The sequence below is a fragment of the Synechococcus sp. OH30 genome, assembly GCF_047462175.1.
GTDB lineage: Bacteria > Cyanobacteriota > Cyanobacteriia > Thermostichales > Thermostichaceae > Thermostichus.
This window is the reverse complement of sequence record NZ_JANSIP010000001.1, coordinates 49,980-76,585: the sequence shown is the minus strand read 5'-3', so window position 1 is coordinate 76,585 and position 26,606 is coordinate 49,980. Positions and strand designations below refer to the sequence as shown.

Genomic DNA, 26,606 nt, shown 5'->3' with positions numbered 1-26,606 from the left:
TCTTGAGTAGCCCTGCAATTGACAAGCCAGCCACGAGTTTGCAAAGGCAGCCCCCCAGAGCGCTTACCTTGGCCCTGTTGAAGTCTGCCTCCTCTTCAGATCTCTCCCGTCCGCAGAGCTCAGCCAGTCATTACCCTCAATCAAGCTCGAAAGAGCCGCCCTCCTCTTCCAGGCTCCAGCTTGCTGCCAAGGCGTCTGCCATTGCCGCCTGCAACGCGCGAGTATCCGCCCACAGTTGCGCGGGATCCGACAGCGGATCCGACAGAGGCACCAAACGCAAGATGCGGTTCTCCCGAACCAAGTCAATGACCACGCTGGGCCGTTCCGTGTCCCCCTCTGCTAGCTCCGCGGGGGAGGGATCGCGTAAGCAGGCGTAGTCAAAGCTGTTGAGGTTTAGGTAAAGGCTGCGGTTGGCCACCAAGGTAGCTGCGGTTGCATCCTGAAATACCTCCATCACATAGCCCTCCCCCTGCCTTTGCACCTGACCCTCGACAATATCGAAGTAGCGAACCCGCCCCAAATCCGACAAAAGACGGTAAATGTCACGCTTGTTAACCAAAATTCCGTTATCTACGATACAGGGGGCCCAAGGACGAGTGTCTGTCATGGGGCAGTTGGTCTTGAGGAGCAAGCGGATTGACAACAGCCAAGAAGCAATTAGAAGTAATGCTCAACAACAGCTAACCAATCATCGCAAATCCTCTAGAAAATAGCAATCCCCCACAACTCTCAGACTGGAGCAAACAAAACCCGAGAGCCTCAGCCAACCAAGATGAGAAAAGGCTTAGCTCTGCCCTCCCTCGAATGTACCACAGCTTTCCAAAAAGGGGCACAGATCTCCTCCTTCAAGTATCTCCAAGGTAAAGGACAAGGGAAGCTGGTCGATAGCCAGCAAATTTTCACCTGTATATTGGGGGAAAATAGGCAGCTAAAGGGTTTGAGACACTAGATATTGTAGGTAATGGTGGGGACAGCCCATTGAGACCGAACCTCTGCCCTAGGATGGCTCCCGGCTATCCCTTTCATTTGCCCGGAAAGTGATGCGCGAAGGCCCCTAGCTTTAGCTATGGGGAGGAAGCGCTGTCTTTCTTATCCGCTCGAGCCTGTGATGTTGCATGCTAGCTAGGGAAGCCAAGCTACTCAACGGAACACCAGAGCAGTACCAAGCTCTGAATGAGGCCATTCGTATCCTTCGAATACAAGCAGTCGGGGTGGAAACTTTCACCTGACGGGATGGCCATCACCTTCACCGACGGCAACCAGGCAGGTACCTTTGCCTTGTACTGCAACGGCAAAGCCAGACAGCTTATCCTCGGCTCCAAGATCAACTGGGTGCGGGTGGTGTGCAGAGCGGATGGATACTACGCCCAGTTCTGCCTGGACAGAGAGCGCTGGGCCCAGGGCAAGTACACCGGCCAGGTGGTGGGTCTCGATCTGGGGCTGCACCACTTCTACACCGACCGCAAGGGGAACACGGTAGATTGTCCCAAGTTTTTGCGCCGGAGCGATGAGCGGCTGAAAAGACATCAACGCAAGTTGAGCAGGATATTCGTCAAGGGAGCTGAGCGGAACTTCTACCAGAAATGGAGAAAGAGGTTGGGCAAGGTACACCTGAAAGTCCAGCGCCAGCGTAGAGACTGGGCTATGAAGCTGGCCCGGTACGTGGTGCTCGCCTCTAGCGGTGCAGAGCGCTTTGTCGAACAACGTCGTGGCGTATGAGGATTTGCAGGTGAAGAACCACCGCTTGGCCAAGTCCATGCTAGAGATCCCCACACTGCTCTTGGTTCAAACAATGACACTCTCTAACGCCAGCCTAGAAAGCCTAGAAATTATTCATCAAATGATTGTTCGAATAGCGAGGGTGTTTTTTGGCACAAAACCCACTGCGGTTCCTCGTCACGATAGTACTCTTTTTTCCAGATTGGCAGCCGATGCTTGATGGCATTGATGATGTAGCGTGTTCCAGCAAAGGCAGCAGCTCGATGGACAGCGGTAGTACCGACCCACACTGCGATGTCGCCAATCGCAAGATGGCCCTGACGGTGACAGGCGATAGCGCCACAGAGATTGAACTTAGAGCAGGCCTCCCGGAGGATCCTTTCGCCCTCCTTCTCGGCGAGGATTTCATAAACTTCGTACTCTAAGCTGAGAACAGTCCTTCCCCTGTTGTGATTGCGTACCCAACCCTCGAAGGTTACGAGGGCACCCGCTGTGCTATCGGCAAGTAAGCGGCTGAGCTCGGTTGTTTGGATAGCAGTGTCACTAATCAAAAACCGCAGCATCTAACCTCCACAGACTGGCGGAATAAAAATTACGAAGGCATGGTCGTCAACCGGACTAGTTAGGTCACAAAATTCGTGATTGACAGCAACTTTAATATCTTTCGCTGCCAGTGGGAAGCCATACTTTGCCTTCACCTGCTGATACAACTCCAGGTAGCTTGATGCATTGGTTTGGAGCACTTCTCTACTTCGTTGAGCCTGCTCCCTCAGCATCGCCACATACTGGATAGTTACAGTTTTGGTCAGGATGGACTGAGTTGTCATAGTTTCGATTACCTTGGGCTTAAAAGACGTTCAAAGGCAGCATACTCCTCTGGGGTATTGACGTTCATCAGTTCGGCCTCACAGTCAGGAGTGACTAGGGTACAGGGTTGGCTGCCAAGGACTTTAACAGGGCAGTATACCCCGGCTGCATAGGCAGCCCTCAGCACTGCTGCAGCCTGAGGAGTATAGATTGCACAGAGAGCCTCTGGAAAGCCAAGTTTGGGGTTAGCATAACAGGTCACCACCGTTTCAGCTTGATAGTGCTCCAGTAGCTTTTGGATTGTCTTTGCTTGCAGATTGAGGAGATCGCAAGCAACAACTAACCAGTTAGCTTCGGGATGGGTGTTCAGGGCAGTCAGCAGACCACTGATTGGGCCAACGCTTTCTACTTGATCCGGCAGCGTGGGCAGCAACTCCAGTGGCGTACCCAACCACTGACCGGCACGCGCTGATAGATAAACTCGCTGGCAGTAGGGTTGTAGCAATTCATAGAGATAGGCAGCATAGGGTTTGCCAGTGTGGTTCAGCAGAGCCTTATCCCGGCCCATGCGCTTGCTCTGACCCCCTGTGAGTACCAGACCGTAGAGAGGACGCTCCAGGAGGGCGTTTTTGCCGCCGGACTTGGTCACTAGGCGGGTGTCTCGAATACAGATGTGGGGTGACACCGACTTGCACATGTCGTAGATCGTCAGCGCCGCTACCGAAGCACCACAGAGGGCCTCCATTTCAACGCCTGTTTTGGCGCTAGTTTTGACGGTGCAGTGAATAGTTACAAGCAAACGATCATCAATTTTGATATCAAAGGTGCAGCTCTCGACGGGAATCTGGTGACAAAAGGGGATCAGTTGCTCAGTCTTTTTAACAGCCATAGTACCCGCGATAACTGCTGTCTGAAACACCACTCCTTTCTCAAGGTAAATATCTTGACCAACAATATATGTACTCAAAGCAGGCGGCAATTGAACTATTGCTTGAGCTGTCGCTACTCGCAAAGATGCAGATTTGTTACTGACATCCACCATCTGCGGTTGGCCCTGAGCATCAAGATGCGCCCATACACGATCAGCCTCACCCATAGATCTAGCCCCCTAAACTGTACATCGGATGTAAAACCTGCTCGATCCTGCGCATTGGCTTCATCCCTAAAAGCTGTTGGTAAATCTGTCGGCGTTGTTCTGGTGTCACATCACGGATTGGCAAGCCGTTTTCGGTAAATAGGCAAGCAAAGAGACGTCCATCGGCGGTCAAGCGCCAGCGCGAGCAGGTGCTGCAGAAAGGTTGCGACTCGGAGGCAATAAATCCGATTTTGGCAGCCCCATCGACTGTGAAGTAGAGTGCTGTAGAATCGGGTACCGTCGGCAGCTGGGTTAGGGTATAGCGTTCCTTTAGGCGAGCAATACACTCTTGTGCTGAAATGTAGCACTCATCATAAATATGGTTGGCATAGCCAATCCGCATCAGCTCCAAAAAGCGAACTGTCACACCTGTCTCGCGAGCAAATTCAACAAAATCAAACAGCTCATGATCGTTGACGCCGCGCATCAGAACTGTGTTGAGCTTGATGCTAAACCCCTGAGCAATACCCTCCCGGATATTACGAAGAATATCGGCAAGGCAGTCTCGGTGTGTGATCCAGGCTTCAGTAGCAGGCTGAAGGCTGTCGAGACTGATGTTAAGGTTACGAACATTGGCAGCTTTAAGGACATCCCAGTAGAGGTGCAACAGCAGTCCATTAGTCGTGAGGCTGAGGGAGGGAATTTTCAGCTCAGCAAGCCCCTGCATGATTTCGGCAAACTCGCGCCGAACCAGGGGTTCGCCACCTGTGATACGAACTTCCTCGATGCCATAGTCCAGCAGCTCACCGATAATGTCTTTGTATTGCTGCGGACTTAGATAGCTGCTTTTGTCCATGAACTCAGGATACAGGGGCATACAGTAGCGACAGCGCAGGTTGCATTGATCGGTCAGGGAGACCCTCAGCTTGCGAATGCGGCGGTTCCATTGATCAACTAGTTGCATCCTAGTACCAGGGATAGAATAAAAAGACTTCGCCAGCCTTAAAGACCACTTGATCTTGGGGGAGCTCTACAAAGCCATCGCTGGTTGCCAGAGCAACAAAGTCGCCAGAGCTCTGAGGCATGATTAGTGTGAGGGCTTGGTTGCTACCAAGCTTGGCAGGTACAAAAAAAGTGAGATTAGGCTCAAAGGTAATGGTCTCACCCAGATAGCCGGAATAAACGGTGCGGTTCAGCAGATAGCGATGCAGACACACAAGAGCTGAGACAGGATTGCCTGGTAGCCCCCAGACAATCGTGTTAGCTTGATGATCAATGCCAAACCACATCGGCTTGCCCGGTTTTTGGGCGACACCGTGAATATAGGCAGTAACGCCACAATGTTGCCAAATTCGAGGTAAGTAGTCGCGTTTTCCCTTCGAGATACCGCCGGTGTAAATCAAGAGGTCATAGCTTTGGGTGTTAGTTTGGTAGTGGGCGATAATGCTAGCCGGATCATCGGGGATGTGGTCAATCTCGACCTGGGTGTAACCGTAGGCGAGGAGAGCAGCTCTGAGGGCGTAAGCGTTGGAGCATCGCAGTTGATAGGGTGTGGGAGTTTGCTCGATGGAGACCAATTCATCACCTGTGGCTACAAGTTTGATGCGGGGAGCTGCTTCGACTTGGACATGGCTGTAGCCGAAGGAGGCTAGAATGCCGATATGAACGCTCTTGAGGGTAATGCCGGGGTGGAGAACGAGTGCCCCTGCGATGCAGTCGCTGCCTTGTCGATGAATAAAATCACCTCTGCTGCGCTCAACTTCATAGGTGATGGTAGCGACTCCCTGCTCGATACGAATCTGCTCGTAGGGGACGACAAGATCGCTACCCAGCGGCAGGGGACAGCCGGTCATCACTTCGAAGCACTGCTGCGGGTCGGCCAGCGTGGCAGCGCTTACCCCAGCGGCAGCCATGCCCGCAACCCTAAAGCGGCGCTGCCCAGCGGCATAGGCAGCGTAGTTAATGGCAATGCCGTCCACCATGACGCGGTTAATCGGCGGGTAGTCACGATCGGCATAGATCGGCTCAGCAAGAACCCGGCCTGCGCACTTCGCGATTGGGATCGACTCGGTTCTAGGTGGCAGCCACTGGGCTTTGATAACGGCTTCAGCTTCTTGGACGCTGATCATAAGCGCTGAAAGTAAGGCCAACGAATGGAGTGTCCGAGTATGAGCTGCACCTACCCTAGCAGCGCTTATCTTGGCTCCAGGGTGAGGAGAATTCCTGAAAGGCAGGTACAAAGTTACGGTTTTCGTGCTTGGAGCAACTAAGCTTAATGAGGGCAAAGCGCTGCAAGGGCGTTAGCTTTTGCCACAGCTCAAGGGTCAGCACAACCCCCCTGGCTGCTGCTTGCTCAAGGACGCTGGCAGGGATTGCGGTGGCATCTTCCCAAGCCGGTTTTGGATCAACAGGCAGCTCACTAGCTTGTTCTTGGCAGACATTTTCAATAAGGTGAATCAGGTACTCGCGGTAGGCAGCACGGTCGGCAGCAGTATCAGTTGGTCGGTCAATCAAGCTTTGGCGCTGCTGACGACTAAAACGCAGCCACTGATGTAGTTTGAGTTTGATGCCACACTGATCCAGCTTCAAGCGCACAACCATAGGGATGCAGCGGAGGCTCTCGGCAAAGTCTTGCTCGAACTGAAAGATCATCGCGTTACCCAAGACATAAAGTGGGCTTAGATTGACAGGGGTTCGATGCGACGAAGTCTGACGGCACAGGCTTTAAGTTCAGGTTGCTTCGAGCTAGGGCAGGCAACCGAGTGGGTGAGGGCATTGCAGGCGGCATCTTCACCCCACAATGGTCCCCAATGCATCGGCATAAATACCGTGCCGGGGCTGATCGCCCGGGTTATTTTAACCGGGAGGGTAGCCTTGCCTCGCCGTGATTCAACCCTTACCCAGTCGCCCTCGGTGAGCCCTAACCTGTCAGCATCACGGGGGTGAATCTCGAGAAAAGGCTGGGGGTGCATTGCTCGAATTTTGGCTACATGGCCAGTACGGGTTTGGGTGTGCCAATGGCCATAGAGGCGTCCTGTAGTGAGGACATAGGGATAGTCGGGATCCGGTGGTTCGGCAAGGCCGTGTGAATGACTGGCGATGAAACGAGCGCGACCTGTAGGCGTTGGAAAGTGGTGATTGGTATAGAGGTTGCGGGTCTCGATTGGTCCAGTACGGGGATAAGGCCACTGTTGGGGGCCTTGGTGCAGGAGCTCATGACTGAGGCCAGAAAGATCACAGGGACGCCCAGCAGTAAGACCGACATATTCGGCAAAAACTGCTGCGCTATCGGCAAAGCTAAACGCCTTGGCAAAGCCCAGACGGCGGCCTACTTCCGCCCAAATTTCCCAATCAGCCCGTGCTTCACCGGGGGGATGGCGCCACGCCGGACAGAGGGTAACGCGGCGCTCGGAGTTGGTCATGGTGCCTGTTTTCTCACCCCACTGAGCAGCAGGCAGCACCAGATGCGCGTAGGCAGTGGTTTCGGTAGGAAAGTAGGCATCTTGGACAATCGTGAAAGGCGATCGCGAGAGCGCTGCTGCTACCCGGTGCAGGTCGGGCAAGCTCACCAGCGGGTTGGTGGCGGCAATCCAGAAAACATCCAGGGCGTCAGCCTCCAGAGCGCGAATCATCCCGAGAGCATCGAGGCCAGGCTCAGGATTGATTGGGCCAAGCTGCCAATACTGCTCCACAGCAGCGCGATCTTCCGGGTTCGTAACCTTGCGATAGCCGGGCAAGAGGTGGGCCAAGCCACCCGCCTCTCGGCCGCCCATGGCGTTAGGCTGCCCCGTCAGCGAGAACGGCCCTGCCCCCGCAAAGCCTATTTGGCCAGTGAGCAAATGGAGATTGATAAGACTTGTAACCTTGGCAGTACCTTCGCTGGACTGGTTAAGCCCCATTGACCACATGGAAAGGGTTTTCCGGGAGTGCTGCCAGAGTCGAGCGACGGCAATTACATCCTCAATTTCTATGCCGCAGCGACTAGCCACACGCGCAGGAGTGTACTCGGCCACCAGAGCTGCATAGGTCTCAAAGCCTTCGGTGTGTTGGGCAATGAAGTCGTGGTTGATGGCCCCCCACTGAATGAGTAGATGGGCAATACCATTGAGCAAATCAATGTCGCTGCCTGGAGCAATCCCAAGATATAGATCTGCACCCTCAGCCGTCTCGGTACGGCGGGGATCCACAACCACCACCTTCAAACTCGGGTCGCTCTTGTGGCGCTTGCGTAGGCGATTGAACAAAATTGGGTGGCACTCAGCGGTGTTAGTGCCGATCAAAAAGGCAAGCTCACAGCTATCGAGGTCAGAGTAGCTACAGGGAGGGCCATCTGAACCCAAGCTTTGGCAGTAGCCCTCCACGGCAGAGGACATGCAAAGGCGCGAGTTGCTGTCAAAGTTATTACTGCCCAGGCAGCCCTTGAGTAGCTTTTGAGCAACGTAATAATCTTCAGTATGCAACTGCCCTGAACCATAGATCGCAATTCGCTCGGGGCGACTCTGGCGAATGCGCTCCACGATCAAATCCAGCGCTTGATCCCAGCTAATCGGCTGAAAATCATCGCGGAGGCTGGAGCGATAAAGAGGCACGGTGGCACGGTTGTGATCAAGGGTTTCGAGAAGGGTGGCACCCTTAACACAAACCATGCCTTGACTGGAGGGATGAGACCGATCCCCACGAATTCTTGTGCCGCCAGCCAGAATTTCCAGGCCACAACCAACCCCGCAGTAGGGACAGAGGCTACGCACGTTATCCATTGCTGATTCTCATCTGAAGCTGGTTTACTCCTCCTGGGCAAAGTGACGGTGGAGAAAGTCGAGGACTTTGTTGCTTGGGTTGCAAAGCTTGGGTGCCGCAGGGATCCCGACAGCCAAGCGGGGAAGGGTGCGGCCATGCTCAAGCCCTTCACGCAGGCCAATATAGGGGTTTCGCCTCCAGATCTTTGGTAATGTGTGCTACCGTTTGTTACCTATTATGCAGTTATGTCATCTTAAAATGCTCATTCAGCATAAAAGGTGCTTTCTGCTCCAGATCAGCCCTCAAACTCAGCAAGCGATAGCTAGATTGAGCAGCAACGGGCCGGCCGCCCTTGGCTCAAGGAGGCATCCCTTACCTACAAATCGCTTCTGATGAAACCTGCTGCCTCAGGGATCCATAGCTTCATCCAAGTCACAGTGTCCACTTGGATGTCGAGGCACATGTGAGCTACAGATTTAACCGTCCACCCTTCCTGCTTGCTGCCAGGGTCAATGCCCACAGCAAGGGGCTAAGTTTTGCAGTCAGATAGTTTTGCGTTCAGATGCACGCAGAACACTCCCCTTTTCCAGAAGGGAGCAGCTTTGCCGCTCCTAATCCGCCACCGAGCACAGCTAGTTGACCCTCCCTCGACTGAAGTCGGGAGATTCCTAAGTAGCCCACAAACGGACTTGTAAAGGTGCTGTCAAACCGCCCTTAGACAGTCCCTCGAGGCAAAGCCCCAAAGTTCTGCTTACTTTTCTCAGTAGGTTAGCCGCAGCGTTAGCATCAGCGTTCACTAACCACCCTTTGGCTGTTTGGCACAGTCCCCGCTTTATCCACTTCCCAGATGCTTGCCACCGGTCGGGTCTTTCACCGTAGTTAGGTAGCTCATCCCTATCCAAGAAACTTGCCTGGGAAGTGTACACCTCGTCTACCTCAATGAACTCAATACCATAGCGTCCTGTAAGAGACCACTACTCCCGGTTGAGGGCTCCTCTTCAACACAAAGCCAGTCAGGGCACATGCAGTTCACGGCGCAGGTGCCGGCAACTGTTGCAACGGCTGTCTGGCAGGGAGAGGCGCTTTCAAGCGTGGGTGGACCCCTACATCTCCACTGGCGTCAGCGGGACGGAGTCGTTTGTGATTGCGCTCTTGGGGGCTGCCGCAAACCAGCCCAGAGGTCCGTGGTTGGCTTGTCAACTGCAGGGCTACCAAGAGCCCGTACTTTATACGTCAGCATGAGTGCGGGTAGTTTACAACATCCAAAAGGCCCTATCAGGTTTAAAGTGAGGAGTAACCCGACAAAGAGTGAGGCTTGGCCAATGACGCTGGCTCAGGAGGCAATTGCCCAAATCCCTGCCTTTTGCCAAGGGATCCAATACTTTGGGGATCCCTGGCCGGAATTTGATCGCCTAGGCCAGGAACCTGCAGTCGATGCTGCCACAGGCAAGCTGCGGGATCCCGGCAGTCCCATGGCCGCCTACCAAACTTTGCTCTATGCCGATGCGCTGCGCTACCTCACCCTGCAGATGACGGCCAGCAAAGCCTCGGGCCACCCAGGGGGCTTTGCCAGCCAGGCGGAGGCCTACGCCGCTTTGGTGTACTTGGGCCAGAAGAATATCCCCACCGAAGTGGGCCACCATGCCCCCGGCTTCTATGCCGCCATGTTCTTGGATGGATCCCTGGCCGAGATGGGCATCCACACCGTCTCTGACTTGCAGGCTCGCTTTCGGGAACGGGAAGGGCTGCTGGGGCACCTCTCTGGCTACATCCCCGGCTTGCTGGCGCCGGCAGGGCCCCTTGGGCAGGGGCAGCACTTTGCCATGGCCGCTGCTTTGCTTTACCCGGATCGCCTCTTTCCTGTCACCATCGGCGATGGGGGGCTGGGGGAGCCCTACGTGATGAGCTCCATGATCCACTTTCACACCGCCTTCCCGCAGCGCACCAACTTCCTGCCGGTGCTGGTCTGGAATGGCTACAGCCAAGAGCACCACAGCATGATCTCCACCCTCACCAACGCCCAGATGGTTGAGTACTGGCGGGGCAACGGCTTCGAGGAAGTGGTGCTGGTGGATGCTAAGGAATTCGACGATGCCCAGCAGCCTGGCCCCTATGTGGACAGCACTCTCTTTTCCCTGGAAGCCCGCTTGGCCTTTGCCCAGAGGGTACTGACCGAAATGGAGCGGGCCATTCAGGCAGCTCTAAGCGGCCACCTGACGGTTTTCATCCTCAAGCAACTGAAAGGGGCGGGCGTGCACGCCAAGGGATCCAAATCCCACAACCTCTACGCCCACCATACCTTGGATAACCCCGACATTGTGGCTGCTCTGCAAGCGCGGGCCCTGCATCCGGCAGCTTGGGCCCTGGTGCGACAAAACTGCGAGCGGGCTGCTGGGGGGCCGGCAGCCAAGGTGGTGGTCACTGAGTCTATCCGGCCTCTGCCGCCGCTGGGATCCCTCAACTTGACGGAGTTTCCCCTGGGCGATAAGCAAGTCTCCACCACGGCCATTGGCGCTCTAGTGGTGCAGGTAGGGCAGAAAGACCCTGACTTTCTGGTGGCCAACGCGGACGGCAACGAGGCCTCCGGCCTTGCCAATGTCAACCAGGGCCTGAAAGTCATCCACCCCACGGTGGATCCCCTCTACAACCAACAGCCCCAGGGCCAGGTTTACGAACCCCTTAGCGAAGATGCCTGCGCTGGCCTGACGGGGGGCCTGGCGCTTTTCGGCGGGCGCTCTCTCTGGTGCTCCTATGAATCCTTTGCCGTCAACGGACTGCCCATCTGGCAGACGGTAACCCAGGCGATGGCGGAGCTGCGCCGTCCCACCCCTTCCGCTATTGCCCTCTTCACGGCTGGAGCATTGGAACAGGGACGCAACGGCTGGACCCACCAACGTCCGGAAATCGAGGCCTATCTAGCGGCCATGATGCGCAACGGCAACATCTTCCCCCTCTTTCCCCCCGACGCCAACTGTGCCCAAGTCGCCTACGAGTGGGCCCTATCGACCTTCAACAAAGGGATCCCGATCTTTGCCAGCAAAACCCCCCTGCCCATCCGCACCACCCTGGAACAAGCGCGCCAAGCCGTGGAGCAGGGCTGCACCGTGCTCCAGGAACTGCCTGGATCCCGCACTGTGGTCTTTGCTGTGGTGGGGGATATGATCCTCCTGCCAGTCTTTGCGGCGGCTGACCAGCTCAAGGCCCAGGGGATCGGCAGCAAAATTGTTTCGGTAGTCAACCCTCGCCGTCTCTACCGCCCCAGCGATATAGCCTGGTCCACCTGTGCCCAACCCGATGGGGAGTTCATGTCTGACCAGGAGTTTGCCGCCTGGTTTGCCGGCGAAGCCCTTATCGGCGTGACTGGCGGATCCAGCCTGATGTTGGAGCCCCTGTTGTTGCGCTACACCGGCCCGCGCGATATTTTTGCCTGGAAACGCGGCGAAACCACCGCTACCCCTGCCGAACTCATGGACTACAACGGCCTAACGGCCCAGGCACTCGCAGAGAGGGCAAAGCAACTGCTAGACTGAGGGGCACATTGGGATCCCTTCAGTCTATGACCAGTGCTATCCCCCTCCGAGAGAAGCTTGAGAGGATATCCCCCACCGAGGGCAAGGAGCAAGTCATTGTCCAACATTTCGCTATCCCCTTGCTCCATGAGCTAGGCTTTGGAGACCTGGAGATTAGGCCTGAGTTTGAAACAGGGTGCGGAGAAGTAGACTTTGCGGCTAGAAAAAACACACAACATACAGACATCTTCTTCAACTCTAGGAAAAAACCATACCTTCTCTTGGAAGTTAAGTCCAGGACAGTCAATCTTAGTGAGGGATTCGCTGCCTATAGAGATGCAGTAGATCAAATAAAAAGGTACTTGCTTGGAGAGCATAGCAAATCAGCAAAGTGGGGAATAATCACCAATGCAAATTACATCCAGCTCTGGAGGAGGCACGGGAAGGTTGTTCACCCTGTTACAGCAAACCTTGCTATCGACCTGGATAACATTGAGAATATCGTGCATGATTTACGAAACAAGATAGAAAACTACGAGCGTGCTTTGACCATATGTGTGTACAACAATAAAGGCGGTGTGGGCAAAACAACAACGGTTATTAACCTTGCAGGAGCATTAGCATATAAAGGGAAAAAGTCTTAGCTGTTGACTTTGATTCCCAAGGAGATTTGACAAGAAGCTTGGGAGCTACTCCTGGAAAAGTTACACTAACGCAGTGTTTAAAGGATCCCAGGATAGACGTCCACACGATTGTTCAGACATATAGGCTCAAGACACCTAAGGGAATAGTTCCCGTCTTCAACCTCATCCCAAGAGACCCTGAGCTGGAGACACTGACCAACAGTGACGCTGCAGCCTATATCCAGAAAGGAACCAGGCGCCTTCGGGATCTGCTTGCCCCCCTTCGTCATGAGTATGACTACATCCTAATCGACTGCCCAACTCAGTGGCTTTACTTCAGCCAAAGTGGGCTTTTTGCTGCCGACGTTATTTTGATACCTACCCGACCTGACGATCTGTCTTCTTTAAATAATGCTGTTAGAGTAATTACCAAATTCATTCCAGAAACTGTTAAATCACGACATGACGGAGGCCCTATCGCTTTGCCTATCTTTTTTAATGGCGTCTCCTCGAAAAATCAAAACGCTACCAAACTGGCAAACGAAGAAATACAAAAGCTTATTAAGCAAGAGAAAGATATGGACTTAACCCCGTATTTCCGACTGCTCCTTAAAAAGGGCAATGAAGACAAATGCATTATACCCGACTATGCACTGATATCTTCTGCCACTTTCGCTCGAATTCCTGCTGTTTTTAGGGACAAAAGGATTTTAGAATACTACCAAAGTCTCGCCGGCGAGTACTTTATCGATGAGTGAGTTCTCCGATCTCGGCAAGCTGGTTAACTTACCCCTTGAGAGCATCATGCCTGCCGAGGGGTTTTCTGCTCCCTCTTTCCTGGTTACTGCAGCAGCCGCTCAGTTAAGGGCAACAGGAGGGCGCAACTGGGTGCCGCTGCTAGTGGTTGAAGCTGGCGACTACCAGTACAAGGCTGTTGGCAACCATTTTGTCTATGCAGTTGCTCAAGAAGCAGGGCTGGAGAGGCTGTGGTGTATCATTGTTGACCCAGCTCCGGAGCAGGTGGAGCAGGCCCAAGTTCTCGCCAGAGAAAGGATTCCGAAGGTCAATCTGACTGAGGCTTCTAGGGAAACTATCTTGGCTGCGCTGAGATACCTGGCTGAGCAGCCCGGCACTCCGCTTAAGGGAGTTGATGTAACCACTGCAGCCGCGCGAATTGCGGAGGCGGATAGGAGCTGGTGGCAGGATCTAACTCCCATAACCAAGCTAGGATGCAGAATTACGCGAGGCAAAAAGTTGGATGCTCTGAAGGAGGTATTTTTCCTAGCTCCTACAGCACCACCTCCTAGTAAGAAGAAATCGTCTAAAAAAACCACGACATCCGCCAGCGTCAAGAAAACAAGCTCAAGTCGCTCGCGGAAAAAGAAAGAGGGCTAAAAGGGATCCTCCCCCCACTGCAGAACAAGGCCGGCCTTTAGTACCGCCGTTCCCCCGCCCAAAGACCCACCAGAGCTGCTTTGCCCCAGGGATCCACCTTCACCTCTGCCCGCAGGGTTTCTGGGCGGTGGCGGATTGCTTCTTCCAGAACCTCTCCCAGCGCTTCTGGAAGGAAAAACTCTTCGATCCCAAACCTGAGCTGCCACCCATCGAACCAACCCTGCAGGACAACTTCCCCAGGCCGCAGATCCCTGGGTCGGTCGCGACTGATGCCAACGGCCTGCCAAGGTTGAGCAGGATCCCCGGCAGGAGGGGCCAAGCGCAGGTAGAGGATCCCTGGCTTACGGAGCTCAGGGGACCAGCCGGGCAGTTTCTTCAGAGTGGAAAGTTGGGCAACGGCATAGCTCAAGGTTACGTAGCGGCCCCGCAAGGGGTCGTAGGGATCCCGAGGAGCAATTTGCAAGTAGATGGGGGTTCCCGTGGCAAGGGTAAGCGCCTTCCGGGTCGGCACCAGCGCAACCAGGCTTACCTGCAGCAATAGGGCCAACCAGAAGAGGGATCCCTTGAGAGGCCGAGGAGAGGGCGTCTTCATTACAGCACGGTTCTAGGTGGCTTGCTGGAACAAGTTACCCCAAGCTGTGGAGGAAGTTATGCCTGTGGGGATCCTCTTTCAGGGCAGACTTCCCAGCCATAAAGATGCTATCCTAGTTAAGTGTCTTCTCGGCTCAGTAGCTCAGCGGTAGAGCGGGGGACTCATAAGCCCTGGGTCGCGTGTTCAAATCACGCCTGAGCCATCTCTAGCAAGGCTTTGGTTGCAGCCTTTGGAGGCCAGGTTGAGCTGGAGCCCCAGCTTTCGCTCTCAGGTTGCAAGAGGCGGCATTTCCAAGGGCGAGCCAAGCCCCTTGAGCTATCCCGATCCCGGATAAAAGCCGAGATCTAGCACCTGCTCAAGGGTGTAGGGACACTCGGCGGGCAGCTCCTCTTCCGAGAGCGGCGTTTCTTTCACCACCAACAGGATCCCGTCTTGGTAAGCCTCTGGCAGAGCTACCAAAAGCTCAGGCTTGAGGCTGGGACTCTCTTTGAGCAATCGCTGGATTTGGCGACGTTGTTCGCTAATAGTTGCCCGCCAACTTTTGCCGCGAAGCTGGGGCTGGAACTGCCATTTGAGGAGGTGCCCCAGCAGGATCCCCAAGCGATTGACCAATTCGCGGCGCTCTTGCCTGCCCAAAGCCTCGATTTCCTCTGCTAGATGGACAGTATCCAACTGCTGCAACTGTCCTGCCCGCAGCAGCGCTGCCTGCTCCTGAGTCCAGGCATAAAAGTCGCGCTCGTAAAGCTGCATACTCACTCCCGGCGCAATCTGGCAGTTATTCTTCAGGGTAAAAGTTGGGATCCATCGCCTGCTCAAAAGTGTAGGGGCAGGGGCACCGGTCAGGCAGATCCTGCAGAGAAAGAGGCGTTTCTCTCACCACCAGGAGCAGTCCTTTTCGATAGGCCTTTTCCATCGCTTCAGTTAGGTAAGCTTTGAGGCTAGGGCTCTCCGCAATGAGCTCCTGGATATCCTGCCGCTGTTCGATGATCGTGGCTTGCCAACTTTTGCCGCGAAGCTGGGGCTGGAACTGCCATTTGAGGAGGTGCCCCAGCAGGATCCCCAAGCGATTGACCAATTCGCGGCGCTCTTGCCTGCCCAAAGCCTCGATTTCCTCCGCCAAATGCCCAGTATCTAGCTGCTCCAGCCGGCCCGCTCGTAGCAGCGTCGCCTGCTCCTGGGTCCAGGCATAGAAGTCGCGCTCGTAAAGCTGCATGTCTACCCCCATCTGGGCGCTGCCCGGGTATCAACCAATCCTACTGGCTCTACAAGTGGCTGGGCGCGGGGGAGCTGGCCTGCCTTTAACTGCCGCTTGAGCCAAGAGTCCGCTAGACTAAAATCTGGACATCCCTTTTGCAACTCTATGGCCGACCCTCTCACCCCTCAGGTTAGCGAGCGCATCTGCAAGCACATGAACGAAGACCACGCCGATGCCCTGGCGCTCTATGCCAAAGTCTTCGGCCAAGTGGAAGGGGTGACTCAGGCTCGCATGCAGGCCATTGACTCAGAAGGGATGGACCTGCAGGTAGAGGTAGACGGGGCCCTACGAACCCTGCGCATTCCCTTTGATCACCCTCTCAAAGATTCTGAAGATGCCCACCACACCCTGATTGCCATGCTGAAACAGGCCCGTGCTCGCCTCCGGCAAGCCAGTAGCTAATCTGGGCCTGGCAGCAAAAAAGGAGAAGACCCCAGCACCAGCTAGCCAGCCGAGGCCGGCAAGAGACGGCTCTAGTGAGCTTGCTGCAGGAGCAGATCCAACTTGCCCTGGGCCTCAAGGGCATAGAGGTCGTCGCAGCCGCCGATGTGCTGGTTGTTGATGAAAATCTGGGGCACCGAACGGCGCCCGTTGGCCCGCTTAGCCATCTCCGCTCGCGCCGCCTCATCCCCATCAATGGCGTATTCGATGTACTTGACTCCCTTGCGGTCTAGCAGTTGCTTGGCGCGAATGCAAAAAGGGCAAAAACGCCAGGTGTAGATCTCAACAGCCATAGGGAGATAACGAACGCTTTCACATAGCTTAACATTCTTAGTTGGCCTCCTTCCAGTTGTGGCCAATTTGAATATCCACCACCAGCGGTATGGAGAGGGGCACCGCCCCTTCCATTTCTCTTTGAATGAGGGGCTGTAAGTCCTGCCATTCTGAGGGCTCTACTTCAAATACTAGCTCGTCGTGAACCTGCAACAGTAAACGCGAACGAAAGTTCTGGAGCTTTTCCTGCAGGCGCACCATAGCTACTTTGATAATGTCTGAAGCGGATCCCTGAATGGGGGCATTCACAGCAGCTCGTAGCTCGGCTTGTTTGCGGTGGCCCGATAGCTGAGACAAATTGGGGAAATAGCGGCGGCGACCCAGGATGGTTTCCACATAGCCGTGTTCTTCCACAAAGGCTTCGGTGGCGCGGAGATAGGCAAAAACGCCAGCATAGCGCTCATTAAATCGCTGCAAGAACCGCTTAGCTTCTACCAGCGATACTCCTGCCGTGCGGGCAAAACGCTGGGCTCCCATGCCATAGATCACGCCATAGTTAATCGTCTTGGCAAGGCGGCGTTCCTCACTGGTTACCTCTTGCTTTTCAAAGAGCAAGCGAGCGGTTAGGGTATGCACATCTTCCCCGGAGCGAAAGCACTCAAGGAGGGTTGGCTCTTGGCTGAGGTGGGCCAGGATGCGCAGCTCAATTTGTGAGTAGTCAGCCGAGGCCAACAGCCATCCCTCCTGGGGAATGAAGGCCTGGCGAATGCGGCGGCTAAACTCGCTGCGGATGGGGATATTTTGCAAATTGGGGTTGGAGGAGCTGAGCCGGCCAGTGGCAGTAACGGTCTGGTTAAAGTTGGTGTGCACCCTGCCTGTATCGCGTCTTACCAGAGCTGGCAGCGCATCCACATAGGTGGATTTGAGCTTGGCCAGGGTGCGGTACTGGAGAATAGTTTCAATAACTGGGTGATCCCCTTCCAGCTTCTCTAAAACAGAAGCGTCGGTGGAGTATCCGGTGGCTGTCTTGCGAGTTTTTCGGACATCTAGCTTGAGCTTTTCAAAGAGTAGGGATGCCAGCTGTTTGGGAGAGTTGAGGTTAAAGACCTCCCCCACTTGGGCATAGGCCTTTTGCTCCAGGCTTTGTAGCTCTTTTTCCAGCTCCTGAGAAAACTGCTGGAGAAACTCAGTGTCGATACGGATGCCGACCCACTCCATTTCTTCCAAAACATGAGCCAAGGGCAACTCCACCTGGATAAAAAGATTCCAGAGGCGTGGGTCAGTCTGTTGCAGCTTCTCGGTGAGGATAGGCACCAAGCGATAGGCGCAATAGGCATCGGTGCCGCAATATTCTGCCACTTTGGCAATGGGCAGATCGGCAATGGACTTTGCTTTGCCCAGCAACTTTTCGTAGCTGGTAGTGGGCAAATTTAAATAGCTAGCTGCCAAGTCGGCCAAGTTGTGGCTGGCCTCTGGGTTGAGAACGTAGCTGGCCAGCATGGGATCAAATTGGATCCCTTGTAGGCGGATGCCATGGGCGCGAAAAATACTGAGATCATACTTGCAATTTTGCAGGCTTTTGGGCCGATTGGGATCCTCCCAAATAGGCTTTAGGCTCTGCTTAACTAGGTTCCAGTCCAGGTTGGATCCCTGGCGGTGACCAATGGGCAAATAGGCCACATCCCCCTCTGACCAACAGCAGCCAATTCCCACCAGTTGGGCGTCGCGGGGATCCAAACTCGTGGTTTCCGTATCCCAGGCTACGATCCCAGAACAGGCCAACAGCTCTTGCCGCAACAGCTCCAATTGCTCTGGGGTATCCACAATGCGCACTGCCGGCAGAGAAGGGGCGGGAGCAGCGGCAAAATCAAACCAAAGGGCCTCGTCGTAGGCAGAGCCATCCCTTGCAGCTTCTGGGGAAGCTGTTCTTGCTTGAGAGGCCTGAGGGGGGATCCCGCCCAAAGTAGCCTGGAGTTTCCGCACTTGAGTAATGAAACTGCGAAACTCTAGTTTCTCCAGCAGCGGCAGCACTTCCTCTGGGTCAAAGCCGGTCAACCTCATGCCCTCCCAGTCAGGCACAAGGGGGACGTCGCAGTGAATCCGAGCCAGAAATTGGGAGTGCCGGGCCGCCGTGATCCCTTCCCTAAGGTACTGCTGGACTTTGCCAGGGATCTCCTCCAAATGGTTGAAAATCTCCTCCAAGCTGCCATAGCGCTGCAAGAGCTCTGCCGCTCGCTTGGGGCCAATCCCCTTGACGCCGGGAATGTTGTCGGAGGGGTCACCACAGAGGGCTTTGTAGTCGACCACTTGCCAAGGCCAGATGCCCAATTTCTCTTTGACCTCTTGGGGGCCAAATTCGCTGACGCGATCTTTGCTGTTGAGGTGCAAAACCCTAATTCTTCCCTCGCGGTCAATCAATTGAAACAGGTCCTGGTCACCGCTTAAGATCTGCACTCGATACTTTTGGGGAACAAGCCTACAGAGAGTCCCCAGAATATCGTCGGCCTCAAAGCCGGGCACTGCCAAAATGGGAATGCGCAGCGCCGCCAACACCTGCTGGAGGTTCTCCACATCTTCAAGAAACTCCGGCGGCGTTTCCGGGCGGCCTGCTTTGTAGGTTTCATCAGCCTCGTGGCGAAAGGTGGGCTGCCGGGTATCAAAGGCAACAGCTACATGGGTGGGGGGGTACTTCTCCAGGACCTCCAGCAGCGATTTCAAAAAGCCAAAGCTAACACTCGTCGGGATCCCGGTGGAGGTGCGCAAGCCCCCCTCGCGACTGTGGGCAAAGGCGTAAAAAGCGCGGTAGGCCAAGGAGTGACCATCGACCAAGAGCAGCGTCGGAGTGGGTGCAGCCATCGGCTTAGACCAGGAACTAAGTCCAGCCTAAGGGATCCCGACCTGGACAGGGAGCCGCTCCCTAGGGCCGCCAGGGAAACTGGCGAAAGTTAGGAGGGCGCTTCTCCAAGAAGGCGCGTTTGCCTTCGGCAGCTTCCTCGGTCATGTAGTACAGCAGCGTCGCGTCCCCGGCTAGCTCCTGCAGCCCCATCTGGCCGTCGCAGTCGGCGTTGAAGGCGGCCTTGAGGCAGCGGATGGCCAGGGGACTGTGCTGGAGGATCTCCCGCGCCCAGCGGATCCCTTCTGCCTCCAGTTCCTCCACGGGCACCACCGCATTGACCAGGCCCATTTCCAGCGCCTGCGCGGCTGTGTACTGGCGGCAGAGGAACCAGATTTCGCGCGCCTTTTTTTGCCCCACCACCCGCGCCAAGTAGCTGGCCCCAAAGCCGCCGTCAAAGCTGCCCACCCGCGGCCCGGTTTGGCCAAAGATGGCGTTGTCGGCGGCAATGGTTAGATCGCAGATGAGATGCAAAACATGGCCCCCGCCAATGGCGTAGCCGGCCACCAGCGCAATCACCACTTTGGGGAGGGAGCGGATGATGCGCTGCAGATCCAGGACATTGAGGCGGGGAACGCCTGCCTCGTCTAGGTAGCCGGCCTCTCCGCGCACGCTCTGGTCGCCCCCAGCACAGAAGGCATATTTTCCATCCGTATGCGGCCCGGCGCCCGTCAGGAGCACGACTCCAATATTGGGATCCTCCCGCGCATCCAGAAAGGCATCGATCATCTCGGCAACCGTCTTGGGGCGGAAGGCGTTGCGCTTGTGGGGGCGGTTGATGGTGATCTTGGCAATGCCGTCGGTCTTCTCGTAGAGGATGTCTTCGTAGAGCTTGGCCGTCTGCCACATGGTGTCTAGCGTTCCAACTGACCTCCCATTATCCCGCTAGGGGACAGTCTGCAGGAGGGATCCCACCAGCCCTTCCAGGGTGTACTCCTGGGCCACCACATCTACCCGCCCCAAGATCTGCCTGCAGGTTGCCGCCGTTTTGGGGCCGATGGCCGCAATCTGCACCGGCGGATCCCAGACTTCAGGGCCCAGGCCGGCCTGGTGGAGGAGATGGGCAAAATGCTGCACGGTTTTGGAGCTGGCAAAGGTGAGGATATCCACCTGGCGCTCCTTGAGGGCAGCCACCACCTGGGGATCCGCCGCTGCCGGACAGGCCGACTGGTAGGCCGCCACCTCCACCACCTCGGCTCCGCGTTGCCGCAGCCCCTGCACCAGCTCCTCCCGTCCTCCGGATTCGACGCGGGGAAAGAGGATGCGCTGCCCCTGCACTGGCTCCGGCCAAATAGGCAGCAGGGCTTCGGCCACAAACTCAGAGGGCAGCAAATCTGGGCGGATGCCGTACTGGGCCAGTACCGCCGCCGTTTTGGATCCCACCACTGCCACTTTCAGAGAGTAAAGAGCCCGGCTATCTCGCCCCTGCTGCTGCAACCGCTCGAAAAAAGCCTGCACGCCGTTGGCCGAAGTCAGGAGCAGCCAATCGAATTTCTCCAGGTCGGCAATGGCTGTATCCAAGGGATCCCAGCTTGTAGGCGGCTGGATGACCAGGGCGGGCATTTCCAGCACCCGCGCCCCCTGAGTCTGCAGCAGCTCGCGCAAAGCTGGCGACTGCCCCTCAGCCCGGGTGACCAGCACCGTTTTGCCTGCCAAAGGAGCCGGTGGCGGTAACGGTGGGATCCCCGGCAAAAACTCCTGCCGCAGCCGCACCACCTCGCCCACCAGCAGCAGGCCAGGCAGCTTTTCCGGCTCCAACCCTTCCCCCTCTTGCAGCTCTGCCAGGGTGCCCACCCAAACCTGCTGCTCCGCCTGCCCTGCCCCCCAGATCACGGCGGCGGCGCGCTCCGGTGGGATCCCAGCTGCCACCAACTGGGCCGCAATCTGCTGCCGCTGCCGGGATCCCATCAAGATCACCAACGTATCCAACTGGGCCAGAGCGCCCCAGGGCAGGGCCTCCAGCTCGTGGGCGGTCAGCACGGCAAAGGTGCGGCTCAAGTGCTTATCGGTCAGAGGGATCCCTGCCCACAAAGGGCCGGCCAGGGCCGACGACAAGCCTGGCCAGATCTCAAACGGGCAGCCCGCCTCCCGCAGGGCCTGCACCTCCTCGCGGGCACGGCCAAAGATCAAGGGATCCCCCGCCTTGAGGTGAACCACCTGCTTCCCTTCCCGGCAGCGCTGGATAAGCCAGCGGATGCCCTCCTGCAAACTTGCTGCTTCGGAACGTCGCCACACCTGTGCCTGGGGGGGCAACTCCGCCAACAAGCGCGCGTCCACCAGCTCGTCCACCCAAACGGCCTCCGCCCGCCGCAGGATCTCCAGCGCCCCTTGCGTCAGGCCGGCCCGCCCGCCCAGCCCCGCCCCCACCAGATACACCTTGCCCATGAGGCCGCACCTCTTCTCTTGCCCTCTACCTGTTGATCCTGCCGCAAAAGCGGGATCCCGCCTGCTTGGCAACTCTTCCTCCAAGCTGAGGCAAAAACCGCCTGCTTGCGAGATACTGAAAGCGTTGCAGTCTGAGGATCCCTGCCCATGGCTAGTGTGACTGCAGAGCTCTGGCCCCGACGGCGCTTTTTGGCCAGTGGAGCTGCTCTAGTGGCAGCGGCAGCGGGATCCCGCCGCTCCAGATCCCGGCCCCTGCGCTTAGTCACCAACTGGTACGCCCAGGCAGAACACGGCGGCTTTTACCAGGCCCTGGCCCTGGGCATCTACGCCGACTACGGCCTGCAGGTGGAAATCCGCATGGGGGGAACGGCGGTTAACGTGCTGCAACTGCTGGCCGGAGGAGCGGCGGACTTTGTCCTCGGCGGCAGCTCCGACGCCCTAGCGGCTCTGCAGTCAGGGATCCCCGTGCTCACCGTGGCCGCCTTTTTCCAGAAGGATCCCCAGTGTCTTTTGGCCCATCCGGGCGTGGGCATCGAGCGCCTGGAGGACTTGCGGGGCAAGCCCATCTGGGTCTCTCCGGGAGCCAACCTTACCTACTGGCCTTTCTTGCGGGCCAAGTTTGGCTTTACCGACGAGCAAAAGCGCCCCTACAACCTCAGCCTCACCCCCTTCCTGCTGGACAAACACTCTGCCCAGCAGGGCTATGTCACCTCCGAGCCCTTCCGCGTGCGCCAGGAGGGCGGCTTTGATCCGGTTGTCTTCCTGCTGGCCGACTACGGCTATTCCCCTTATGCCACCACGCTGGAGACTACCCGCCCCTTTGCCGAACAGCACCCGGAGGAGGTGCGAAAATTTGTGGCCGCCTCTATCCAGGGCTGGCAGAGCTACCTGGAGGATCCCCGCCCCGGCAACCGCCTCATCCGCCAGGACAACCCCAACATGAGCGAGGCCCTTCTGGCCTATGCCCACCAAGCCCTAAAAGACTACGACCTCCTCACTGCCGGCGACGCGGCCACCCTGGGGATCGGCGCCATGACCCACCAGCGCTGGCAGACCTATTTTCAGGAAATGGTGGCCCTGGGAATTGTCGAAGCTGGCCTGAATGTCCGCCAGGCCTACACCCTTGAGTTCCTCCCCAGCCCGATCGCCTAAGGGATCCCACCTCCCTCCATCACCGCCAAGCTCTGCAGCCGCGGGGATCCCTGCATCGCCAGCTCATGGCGCCGGTGCATCTGCTCTGTCAGCAGGTAGGCCCGGGGCGGATGGCCGCTCAGCCGCTGCCGCGGGTGGGGCAGTTGGTCGTTGCCAAAGCTGTGGCGGTACTCCTCCGAGTCGATAAAGGCATTGACCATGGCCTGAAAGCCCTGGCGCACCAGAATGTTGTGATAGGCCGCCACCTCCTCCTTGCTGGCCGGGGCCCGTCCCAAAAAGTGCTTAAAACCCTGCTCCACACAGCGGGTGTTGCAGCCGGCACTGAAAAAGAGCTGCCGGTAGAGCCGGGATCCCCCAATTTGGCGAACCAAGCGCTTGATCCCAATCCGACCCCGCAGGAAGTCCTGCTCGATTTTCTCCAGCTCTCCCGCCTTCTCGTGCTGGTAGGGCTGGCGTTCCAAAAGCTGTTGGTAGGCGGCCCGCAACAGGTTTTGCAACGTTTGCGGATCCCGCTGGCGTAGTTCCATAGCGATAGCTCCCAAGCAACGCGACCGACAAAAACCGATTGGGCAAGAGGTCAACTTAAAGAAACGATGAAGATGGAGTTGCTCGATACACTTTTACAGTCGGCATTAACCAGATCCAAAAATTGTCAATGCCAACCCGGAAGCCAATCGAGCAAAAGTCCTACTCAAGATTTATCTTGTCGATAAGTTGAACTGGGGAAGCTTGCGATAAATATTTACAAGAAGGCCCCAGTTTTTTTGAGTTTACGTGACTCTACTTTCCAGCTTTCTACATGGAGAAACTTTTCGTACTTACCCGTAGTTAAAGATTGTGACGTTTTGATTCCCCCAGCCTGGTCAAGATCCAGAATATGAGTAGGAACTGATTTCCTGCTTGCATTGCTTTTGCGGCAGGGCGTATCTGCCGGCAGAGTTTTTGTCTGCCTTGAAGTTGCGGATCCCACCTATGGTGAAACAGATCCGGCTAGATCCTCTATCCCGTGTCTCGGAGGTGGATACCTACAGCAATCTGCTGTCGGCCATTTTGTCGGAGGAGCTCCATGTCTCCAAGGAATGTAACGGCCGCGGCCTCTGCGCCACCTGTCATGTCTACGTCAAGGAGGGGATGGAGAGCCTCACCCCCATCACCCCCCGCGAGGCCAAAACCCTGGAGACGATCACCAGCGCCCGCAGCAATTCCCGCTTGGCCTGTCAGGCACGGGTGGTGGCCGATGGGGTGGTGGTGGAGCTGCCGCCGGGGATGTACGTGAACTCGCTGAAGGATATCGAGGTGCTCATCGGTCGGCGGGCCGAACAAGACTTGCTGCACCCCCGAACAGGGCGCGTTTTGGTGGAGCAGGGCAAGATCATCACCCGTTCCACGATCAAGCAACTGGAAAACGAAGACTTCCGCATCATCGGCAGCACCCTTGCCCAGACCCGCGAGGCCTAAGGGATCCCAACACTCTGCTTGGGTTCCTGCTGCAGTGGATCACGGCTCAGTTTTGTTGAGGAGAAAGCCATGGCCAGCGTTACCACTCGACCGGATCCCCGTCCCGCAGTCACCATGCCGGTGGGCCGCGACAAGCACGCCCACTACAGCTACCGCGATTTCTTCCGCTTTAACCGAGAGCAAGGCACGATCATCGACTGGAATAACACCCAAAACCTGCTGCTTAGCGAAGACTTTATTGTCGGCCTGCAGGCGGGCCTAGAGCAGGAAGTGGGCGATGCCTCTGCGGCGGTGATGTACACCATCGGCAGAGACTGGGGCATGCGCGATGCCCAGCATTTTTCCCAGTGGTATGAGCGGGAGTACGGGATTGGGGTCAAGCAGTCCAACCTTCTGTTTTTGCTGGAGACCTGGTGGTGGCCTTTTACGGCGCAAGGCTGGGGCAAGTGGGAGGTGGAAACCGAGTCCAAACAAAAAGGGTTCCTATTCATCAACCTGTTTGACTCGCTGGTGGCCCGCACCCTGGGCGATGTGGGCAAGCCAGTTTGTCACCTCTACGCCGGGCTATTTGCCGGATTTTTCTCTGCTATGACTTCCCGCGAGCTGGCTTGCATCGAGATCCAGTGCTACGCCATGGGGGAGACCTACTGCAAGTTTTTGCTGGGCGGGCAAGAGCGCATCGATGCTGCCAATTTCTGGATGAGCGAAGGGGCCAGCGCCCGCGAGATCGAGCGGCGTTTGTACCAACTGTGAGGTCTGCCTGTGGCTTTTGCAGTCCTTCCCCCGCCACTTTGGAGAAACGCCCATGGTCACCCTCAACCTAGACACCGATCTGGACTTAACCCAGCCGCTGGCGGTGTTTTTACAGGGGTTGAACTGGGATAACCGGCCCTTGGCCAAAGCTCCCTTCGCTCCAGAATCGCTGTCGGACTCCCCCCTGTTCTTGGCCCAGTCGGTAGGGCAGTTTTTTGCCGGCTGCAATTGGTCGGGCGTCCGCCCGCGCCCTGAGCCACCGCCGGAGCTGCCGCCAGAGGATCCCTTTACGCTTGAGGATTTTGCCGCTTTGTTTGGTGGAGCCTTGCTCTAGCCCTGCTTTGCCCCAACTTGGGTTTTGCTTCCTCGAGCCGCTCGATCTTTTGACTGGTTTTGAATCGGGTTTTTTAAGGAGACCTCACCCATGAATGACCTTCACCCTTGGCCAGAGCGCATTGCCGATCGAGAAGGGGATTACCTGACGCCCGACGATCTACAGGATCTCCTCCGCTACGCTCTCTCCTTTCCAGAGCGGCTGGATCTCTACCAGGTTTTGCAACAGCAGGAGGTGGCGTGGATCGAGAAGGTTCTGCAACAGCACGGGTACAGCGGTGAGGCAGGATCCTCTCTCACCCCCACTCAGCGTCTCTTGGCCCGGCAACTGGCCTTTTGCTTGCGCTCCCTGGGCCTGAGCTTGTTGTTGGGGGATCCCCTGCCCCTGCGGCAATGGAGGTGTGGGGCGATGGAACGGTATCTGGGTTTGCCGGAAGCGCTCCGGCAGTTGCAGGCGGTGGTGCAGGGATCCCTGCCGGCGGATCAGCAGGGTTTGCTTGCCCCCTACTGGCAAGCGCTACAGGCTGTCTGCACCCCTTCCCCAGAGCGGCTTGAGCCAGAATTTGCTCCTCAAACCGAGACTGCAGCTCCGTCGGAAGAAGCGCTCACCTTGATGCACATGTTCGTCTAAACCAAGGGGGCTTCTTATGAATTCAATGGTGACCGCGCTGATGCAACAAAGTGAGGGCCGCTATCTGCGCCCAGACGAGCTGAAAACCCTACACGCCTATGTGGAAGGGATCCCCAAACGAGTCCGCCTCTATCAAGTCCTGCAGGCCAAAGAGCAGGAGCTAGTGGAGCGGGTGATGGAAAAGTTCCAGCCGATGATGCCCCATTTGCCCCGCCAACATGGGCACCTGGCCTGGGAGCGTTGCCGCCGCGATCTAAGCATGGTGTGGCGCTACTGCTGCCTGGCCATGCTGCTCAACGATGAGGATTACCTGCGGGATAAGTTGCTCTACTGGCTGGAGACGATCCTGAAGTCCTTCAAGATGCGCGACCAGTGCCAGCCTGCCTATAAGTTGATGCTCGACTCCCTCAGCGCTGTCTTCGGCCCCGAAGCGAGCGAGGCCATCCGCCCCTACGTGCTCTTGGCCAAGTCGATGCTGGTCAACTGAGGTCAATGGGCTCTCAATATACAGCCCACTCCCTGGTCATCCATTCCTTGCACCTAACGCGACCACCCCCGGCCCCTCTCCCCAAGGG

26 protein-coding genes, 1 tRNA gene and 2 pseudogenes are annotated in these 26,606 nt (G+C 56.7%); 13 read left to right on the top strand and 16 right to left on the bottom strand.

Features of this window, described 5'->3' with window-relative positions:
- Window positions 1-136: 136 nt before the first annotated feature.
- Window positions 137-559, bottom strand: coding sequence for a hypothetical protein (locus NW830_RS00420; RefSeq protein WP_414359949.1), 423 nt, complete (start codon window positions 557-559; stop codon window positions 137-139).
- A gap of 674 nt (window positions 560-1,233) precedes the next feature.
- Here NW830_RS00420 and NW830_RS00415 point away from each other — a divergent pair.
- On the top strand, window positions 1,234-1,719 hold the full coding sequence (locus NW830_RS00415) for a transposase (RefSeq protein WP_414359951.1): 486 nt from the start codon (window positions 1,234-1,236) through the stop codon (window positions 1,717-1,719).
- Between the two features lie 110 nt (window positions 1,720-1,829).
- On the opposite strand, the gene NW830_RS00410 is transcribed toward NW830_RS00415, so the two are convergent.
- From NW830_RS00410 to NW830_RS00380, 7 genes are read right to left on the bottom strand one after another with little or no spacing between them, the layout of a single operon-like run.
- Window positions 1,830-2,282 (bottom strand): molybdenum cofactor biosynthesis protein MoaE, encoded by a 453-nt coding sequence (locus NW830_RS00410; RefSeq protein WP_414335721.1) that lies wholly within the window; start codon window positions 2,280-2,282, stop codon window positions 1,830-1,832.
- Window positions 2,283-2,546, bottom strand: coding sequence for a MoaD/ThiS family protein (locus tag NW830_RS00405; protein ID WP_414359954.1), 264 nt, complete (start codon window positions 2,544-2,546; stop codon window positions 2,283-2,285).
- 8 nt (window positions 2,547-2,554) lie between these two features.
- Entirely contained in the window at window positions 2,555-3,622 is a 1,068-nt protein-coding gene (gene moaC, locus NW830_RS00400) for a cyclic pyranopterin monophosphate synthase MoaC (RefSeq protein WP_414359956.1), read from the bottom strand.
- Between the two features lie 4 nt (window positions 3,623-3,626).
- Complete coding sequence (gene moaA, locus NW830_RS00395) at window positions 3,627-4,565, bottom strand: GTP 3',8-cyclase MoaA (RefSeq protein ID WP_414359959.1); 939 nt, start codon at window positions 4,563-4,565, stop codon at window positions 3,627-3,629.
- 1 nt (window position 4,566) lies between these two features.
- On the bottom strand, window positions 4,567-5,730 hold the full coding sequence (locus NW830_RS00390; protein WP_414359961.1) for a molybdopterin molybdotransferase MoeA: 1,164 nt from the start codon (window positions 5,728-5,730) through the stop codon (window positions 4,567-4,569).
- Window positions 5,731-5,785: 55 nt separating this feature from the next.
- Window positions 5,786-6,253, bottom strand: coding sequence for a nitrate reductase associated protein (locus tag NW830_RS00385; protein ID WP_414359963.1), 468 nt, complete (start codon window positions 6,251-6,253; stop codon window positions 5,786-5,788).
- 26 nt (window positions 6,254-6,279) lie between these two features.
- On the bottom strand, window positions 6,280-8,358 hold the full coding sequence (locus NW830_RS00380; RefSeq protein WP_414359966.1) for a molybdopterin oxidoreductase family protein: 2,079 nt from the start codon (window positions 8,356-8,358) through the stop codon (window positions 6,280-6,282).
- Window positions 8,359-9,301: 943 nt separating this feature from the next.
- On the opposite strand from NW830_RS00380, the pseudogene NW830_RS00375 reads away from it, so the two are divergent.
- The 4 genes and pseudogenes from NW830_RS00375 to NW830_RS00360 form a co-directional block, all read left to right on the top strand.
- Window positions 9,302-9,580: pseudogene (locus NW830_RS00375) on the top strand (hypothetical protein); the annotation flags it as partial.
- An 80-nt stretch (window positions 9,581-9,660) separates the two neighbouring features.
- Window positions 9,661-11,868 (top strand): phosphoketolase, encoded by a 2,208-nt coding sequence (locus NW830_RS00370; RefSeq protein ID WP_414359968.1) that lies wholly within the window; start codon window positions 9,661-9,663, stop codon window positions 11,866-11,868.
- A gap of 26 nt (window positions 11,869-11,894) precedes the next feature.
- Window positions 11,895-13,228 (top strand): annotated as a pseudogene (locus NW830_RS00365) (AAA family ATPase).
- Entirely contained in the window at window positions 13,221-13,865 is a 645-nt protein-coding gene (locus tag NW830_RS00360; RefSeq protein WP_414359970.1) for a Rho termination factor, read from the top strand. The pseudogene NW830_RS00365 and the gene NW830_RS00360 overlap by 8 nt, the downstream one beginning before the upstream one ends.
- 37 nt (window positions 13,866-13,902) lie before the next feature.
- Here the strand turns inward: NW830_RS00360 and NW830_RS00355 are convergent, their stop codons facing one another.
- The gene (locus tag NW830_RS00355; RefSeq protein WP_414359972.1) at window positions 13,903-14,457 is read right to left on the bottom strand and encodes a GDYXXLXY domain-containing protein; all 555 of its coding nucleotides are present in this window, start codon (window positions 14,455-14,457) and stop codon (window positions 13,903-13,905) included.
- A 130-nt stretch (window positions 14,458-14,587) separates the two neighbouring features.
- Between NW830_RS00355 and NW830_RS00350 the strand changes: the two genes are divergently transcribed.
- Window positions 14,588-14,659: transfer RNA gene (locus NW830_RS00350), tRNA-Met, on the top strand.
- Between the two features lie 113 nt (window positions 14,660-14,772).
- Here the strand turns inward: NW830_RS00350 and NW830_RS00345 are convergent.
- Window positions 14,773-15,207 (bottom strand): DUF29 domain-containing protein, encoded by a 435-nt coding sequence (locus NW830_RS00345; protein ID WP_414404512.1) that lies wholly within the window; start codon window positions 15,205-15,207, stop codon window positions 14,773-14,775.
- A 25-nt stretch (window positions 15,208-15,232) separates the two neighbouring features.
- Window positions 15,233-15,682: a DUF29 domain-containing protein gene (locus tag NW830_RS00340; RefSeq protein WP_414404511.1), complete on the bottom strand. Its 450-nt coding sequence runs from the start codon at window positions 15,680-15,682 to the stop codon at window positions 15,233-15,235.
- A gap of 135 nt (window positions 15,683-15,817) precedes the next feature.
- Here NW830_RS00340 and NW830_RS00335 point away from each other — a divergent pair, with 135 nt between their 5' ends.
- Window positions 15,818-16,114 (top strand): DUF2470 domain-containing protein, encoded by a 297-nt coding sequence (locus tag NW830_RS00335; protein ID WP_414359976.1) that lies wholly within the window; start codon window positions 15,818-15,820, stop codon window positions 16,112-16,114.
- Window positions 16,115-16,185: 71 nt separating this feature from the next.
- On the opposite strand, the gene grxC is transcribed toward NW830_RS00335, so the two are convergent.
- From grxC to cobA, 4 genes are all read right to left on the bottom strand, one after another.
- Window positions 16,186-16,446 (bottom strand): glutaredoxin 3, encoded by a 261-nt coding sequence (gene grxC / locus NW830_RS00330; protein WP_414359978.1) that lies wholly within the window; start codon window positions 16,444-16,446, stop codon window positions 16,186-16,188.
- A gap of 37 nt (window positions 16,447-16,483) precedes the next feature.
- Window positions 16,484-19,282, bottom strand: coding sequence for a DNA polymerase I (polA, locus tag NW830_RS00325; protein ID WP_414359980.1), 2,799 nt, complete (start codon window positions 19,280-19,282; stop codon window positions 16,484-16,486).
- Between the two features lie 61 nt (window positions 19,283-19,343).
- Window positions 19,344-20,168 carry a 1,4-dihydroxy-2-naphthoyl-CoA synthase gene (menB, locus tag NW830_RS00320; protein ID WP_414359983.1) on the bottom strand — a complete coding sequence of 275 codons (825 nt, stop codon included), beginning with the start codon at window positions 20,166-20,168 and terminating at the stop codon, window positions 19,344-19,346.
- A gap of 36 nt (window positions 20,169-20,204) precedes the next feature.
- On the bottom strand, window positions 20,205-21,704 hold the full coding sequence (cobA, locus tag NW830_RS00315; RefSeq protein WP_414359985.1) for a uroporphyrinogen-III C-methyltransferase: 1,500 nt from the start codon (window positions 21,702-21,704) through the stop codon (window positions 20,205-20,207).
- Window positions 21,705-21,851: 147 nt separating this feature from the next.
- Here cobA and NW830_RS00310 point away from each other — a divergent pair, with 147 nt between their 5' ends.
- On the top strand, window positions 21,852-22,856 hold the full coding sequence (locus NW830_RS00310) for an ABC transporter substrate-binding protein (protein ID WP_414359988.1): 1,005 nt from the start codon (window positions 21,852-21,854) through the stop codon (window positions 22,854-22,856).
- Here NW830_RS00310 and NW830_RS00305 read toward each other — a convergent pair.
- Window positions 22,853-23,383, bottom strand: coding sequence for a phycobilisome rod-core linker polypeptide (locus NW830_RS00305; protein ID WP_414359990.1), 531 nt, complete (start codon window positions 23,381-23,383; stop codon window positions 22,853-22,855). The genes NW830_RS00310 and NW830_RS00305 overlap by 4 nt on opposite strands.
- A 445-nt stretch (window positions 23,384-23,828) precedes the next feature.
- Here NW830_RS00305 and NW830_RS00300 point away from each other — a divergent pair, with 445 nt between their 5' ends.
- The 5 genes from NW830_RS00300 (at window position 23,829) to NW830_RS00280 (ending at window position 26,518) form a co-directional block, all read left to right on the top strand.
- A complete protein-coding gene (locus NW830_RS00300; protein ID WP_414348783.1) occupies window positions 23,829-24,314 on the top strand; it encodes a 2Fe-2S iron-sulfur cluster-binding protein in 486 nt (161 codons plus the stop codon).
- A gap of 69 nt (window positions 24,315-24,383) precedes the next feature.
- Entirely contained in the window at window positions 24,384-25,067 is a 684-nt protein-coding gene (locus NW830_RS00295) for a V4R domain-containing protein (protein WP_414359992.1), read from the top strand.
- A gap of 52 nt (window positions 25,068-25,119) precedes the next feature.
- Window positions 25,120-25,401: a hypothetical protein gene (locus NW830_RS00290; protein ID WP_414332444.1), complete on the top strand. Its 282-nt coding sequence runs from the start codon at window positions 25,120-25,122 to the stop codon at window positions 25,399-25,401.
- 90 nt (window positions 25,402-25,491) lie between these two features.
- Window positions 25,492-26,031 carry a hypothetical protein gene (locus NW830_RS00285; protein WP_414359994.1) on the top strand — a complete coding sequence of 180 codons (540 nt, stop codon included), beginning with the start codon at window positions 25,492-25,494 and terminating at the stop codon, window positions 26,029-26,031.
- 16 nt (window positions 26,032-26,047) lie between these two features.
- Window positions 26,048-26,518: a phycobilisome protein gene (locus tag NW830_RS00280; RefSeq protein WP_414359996.1), complete on the top strand. Its 471-nt coding sequence runs from the start codon at window positions 26,048-26,050 to the stop codon at window positions 26,516-26,518.
- Window positions 26,519-26,606: the final 88 nt, after the last annotated feature.

Bases quoted from the DNA above. Each gene is read 5' to 3' on its own strand.
- NW830_RS00415 (WP_414359951.1), top strand. From the start codon at position 1,234: ATGGCCATCACCTTCACCGACGGCAACCAGGCAGGTACCTTTGCCTTG.
- NW830_RS00410 (WP_414335721.1), bottom strand. From the start codon at position 2,282: ATGCTGCGGTTTTTGATTAGTGACACTGCTATCCAAACAACCGAGCTC.
- NW830_RS00405 (WP_414359954.1), bottom strand. From the start codon at position 2,546: ATGACAACTCAGTCCATCCTGACCAAAACTGTAACTATCCAGTATGTG.
- moaC (WP_414359956.1), bottom strand. From the start codon at position 3,622: ATGGGTGAGGCTGATCGTGTATGGGCGCATCTTGATGCTCAGGGCCAA.
- moaA (WP_414359959.1), bottom strand. From the start codon at position 4,565: ATGCAACTAGTTGATCAATGGAACCGCCGCATTCGCAAGCTGAGGGTC.
- NW830_RS00390 (WP_414359961.1), bottom strand. From the start codon at position 5,730: ATGATCAGCGTCCAAGAAGCTGAAGCCGTTATCAAAGCCCAGTGGCTG.
- NW830_RS00385 (WP_414359963.1), bottom strand. From the start codon at position 6,253: ATGATCTTTCAGTTCGAGCAAGACTTTGCCGAGAGCCTCCGCTGCATC.
- NW830_RS00380 (WP_414359966.1), bottom strand. From the start codon at position 8,358: ATGGATAACGTGCGTAGCCTCTGTCCCTACTGCGGGGTTGGTTGTGGC.
- NW830_RS00370 (WP_414359968.1), top strand. From the start codon at position 9,661: ATGACGCTGGCTCAGGAGGCAATTGCCCAAATCCCTGCCTTTTGCCAA.
- NW830_RS00360 (WP_414359970.1), top strand. From the start codon at position 13,221: ATGAGTGAGTTCTCCGATCTCGGCAAGCTGGTTAACTTACCCCTTGAG.
- NW830_RS00355 (WP_414359972.1), bottom strand. From the start codon at position 14,457: ATGAAGACGCCCTCTCCTCGGCCTCTCAAGGGATCCCTCTTCTGGTTG.
- NW830_RS00345 (WP_414404512.1), bottom strand. From the start codon at position 15,207: ATGCAGCTTTACGAGCGCGACTTTTATGCCTGGACTCAGGAGCAGGCA.
- NW830_RS00340 (WP_414404511.1), bottom strand. From the start codon at position 15,682: ATGGGGGTAGACATGCAGCTTTACGAGCGCGACTTCTATGCCTGGACC.
- NW830_RS00335 (WP_414359976.1), top strand. From the start codon at position 15,818: ATGGCCGACCCTCTCACCCCTCAGGTTAGCGAGCGCATCTGCAAGCAC.
- grxC (WP_414359978.1), bottom strand. From the start codon at position 16,446: ATGGCTGTTGAGATCTACACCTGGCGTTTTTGCCCTTTTTGCATTCGC.
- polA (WP_414359980.1), bottom strand. From the start codon at position 19,282: ATGGCTGCACCCACTCCGACGCTGCTCTTGGTCGATGGTCACTCCTTG.
- menB (WP_414359983.1), bottom strand. From the start codon at position 20,168: ATGTGGCAGACGGCCAAGCTCTACGAAGACATCCTCTACGAGAAGACC.
- cobA (WP_414359985.1), bottom strand. From the start codon at position 21,704: ATGGGCAAGGTGTATCTGGTGGGGGCGGGGCTGGGCGGGCGGGCCGGC.
- NW830_RS00310 (WP_414359988.1), top strand. From the start codon at position 21,852: ATGGCTAGTGTGACTGCAGAGCTCTGGCCCCGACGGCGCTTTTTGGCC.
- NW830_RS00305 (WP_414359990.1), bottom strand. From the start codon at position 23,383: ATGGAACTACGCCAGCGGGATCCGCAAACGTTGCAAAACCTGTTGCGG.
- NW830_RS00300 (WP_414348783.1), top strand. From the start codon at position 23,829: ATGGTGAAACAGATCCGGCTAGATCCTCTATCCCGTGTCTCGGAGGTG.
- NW830_RS00295 (WP_414359992.1), top strand. From the start codon at position 24,384: ATGGCCAGCGTTACCACTCGACCGGATCCCCGTCCCGCAGTCACCATG.
- NW830_RS00290 (WP_414332444.1), top strand. From the start codon at position 25,120: ATGGTCACCCTCAACCTAGACACCGATCTGGACTTAACCCAGCCGCTG.
- NW830_RS00285 (WP_414359994.1), top strand. From the start codon at position 25,492: ATGAATGACCTTCACCCTTGGCCAGAGCGCATTGCCGATCGAGAAGGG.
- NW830_RS00280 (WP_414359996.1), top strand. From the start codon at position 26,048: ATGAATTCAATGGTGACCGCGCTGATGCAACAAAGTGAGGGCCGCTAT.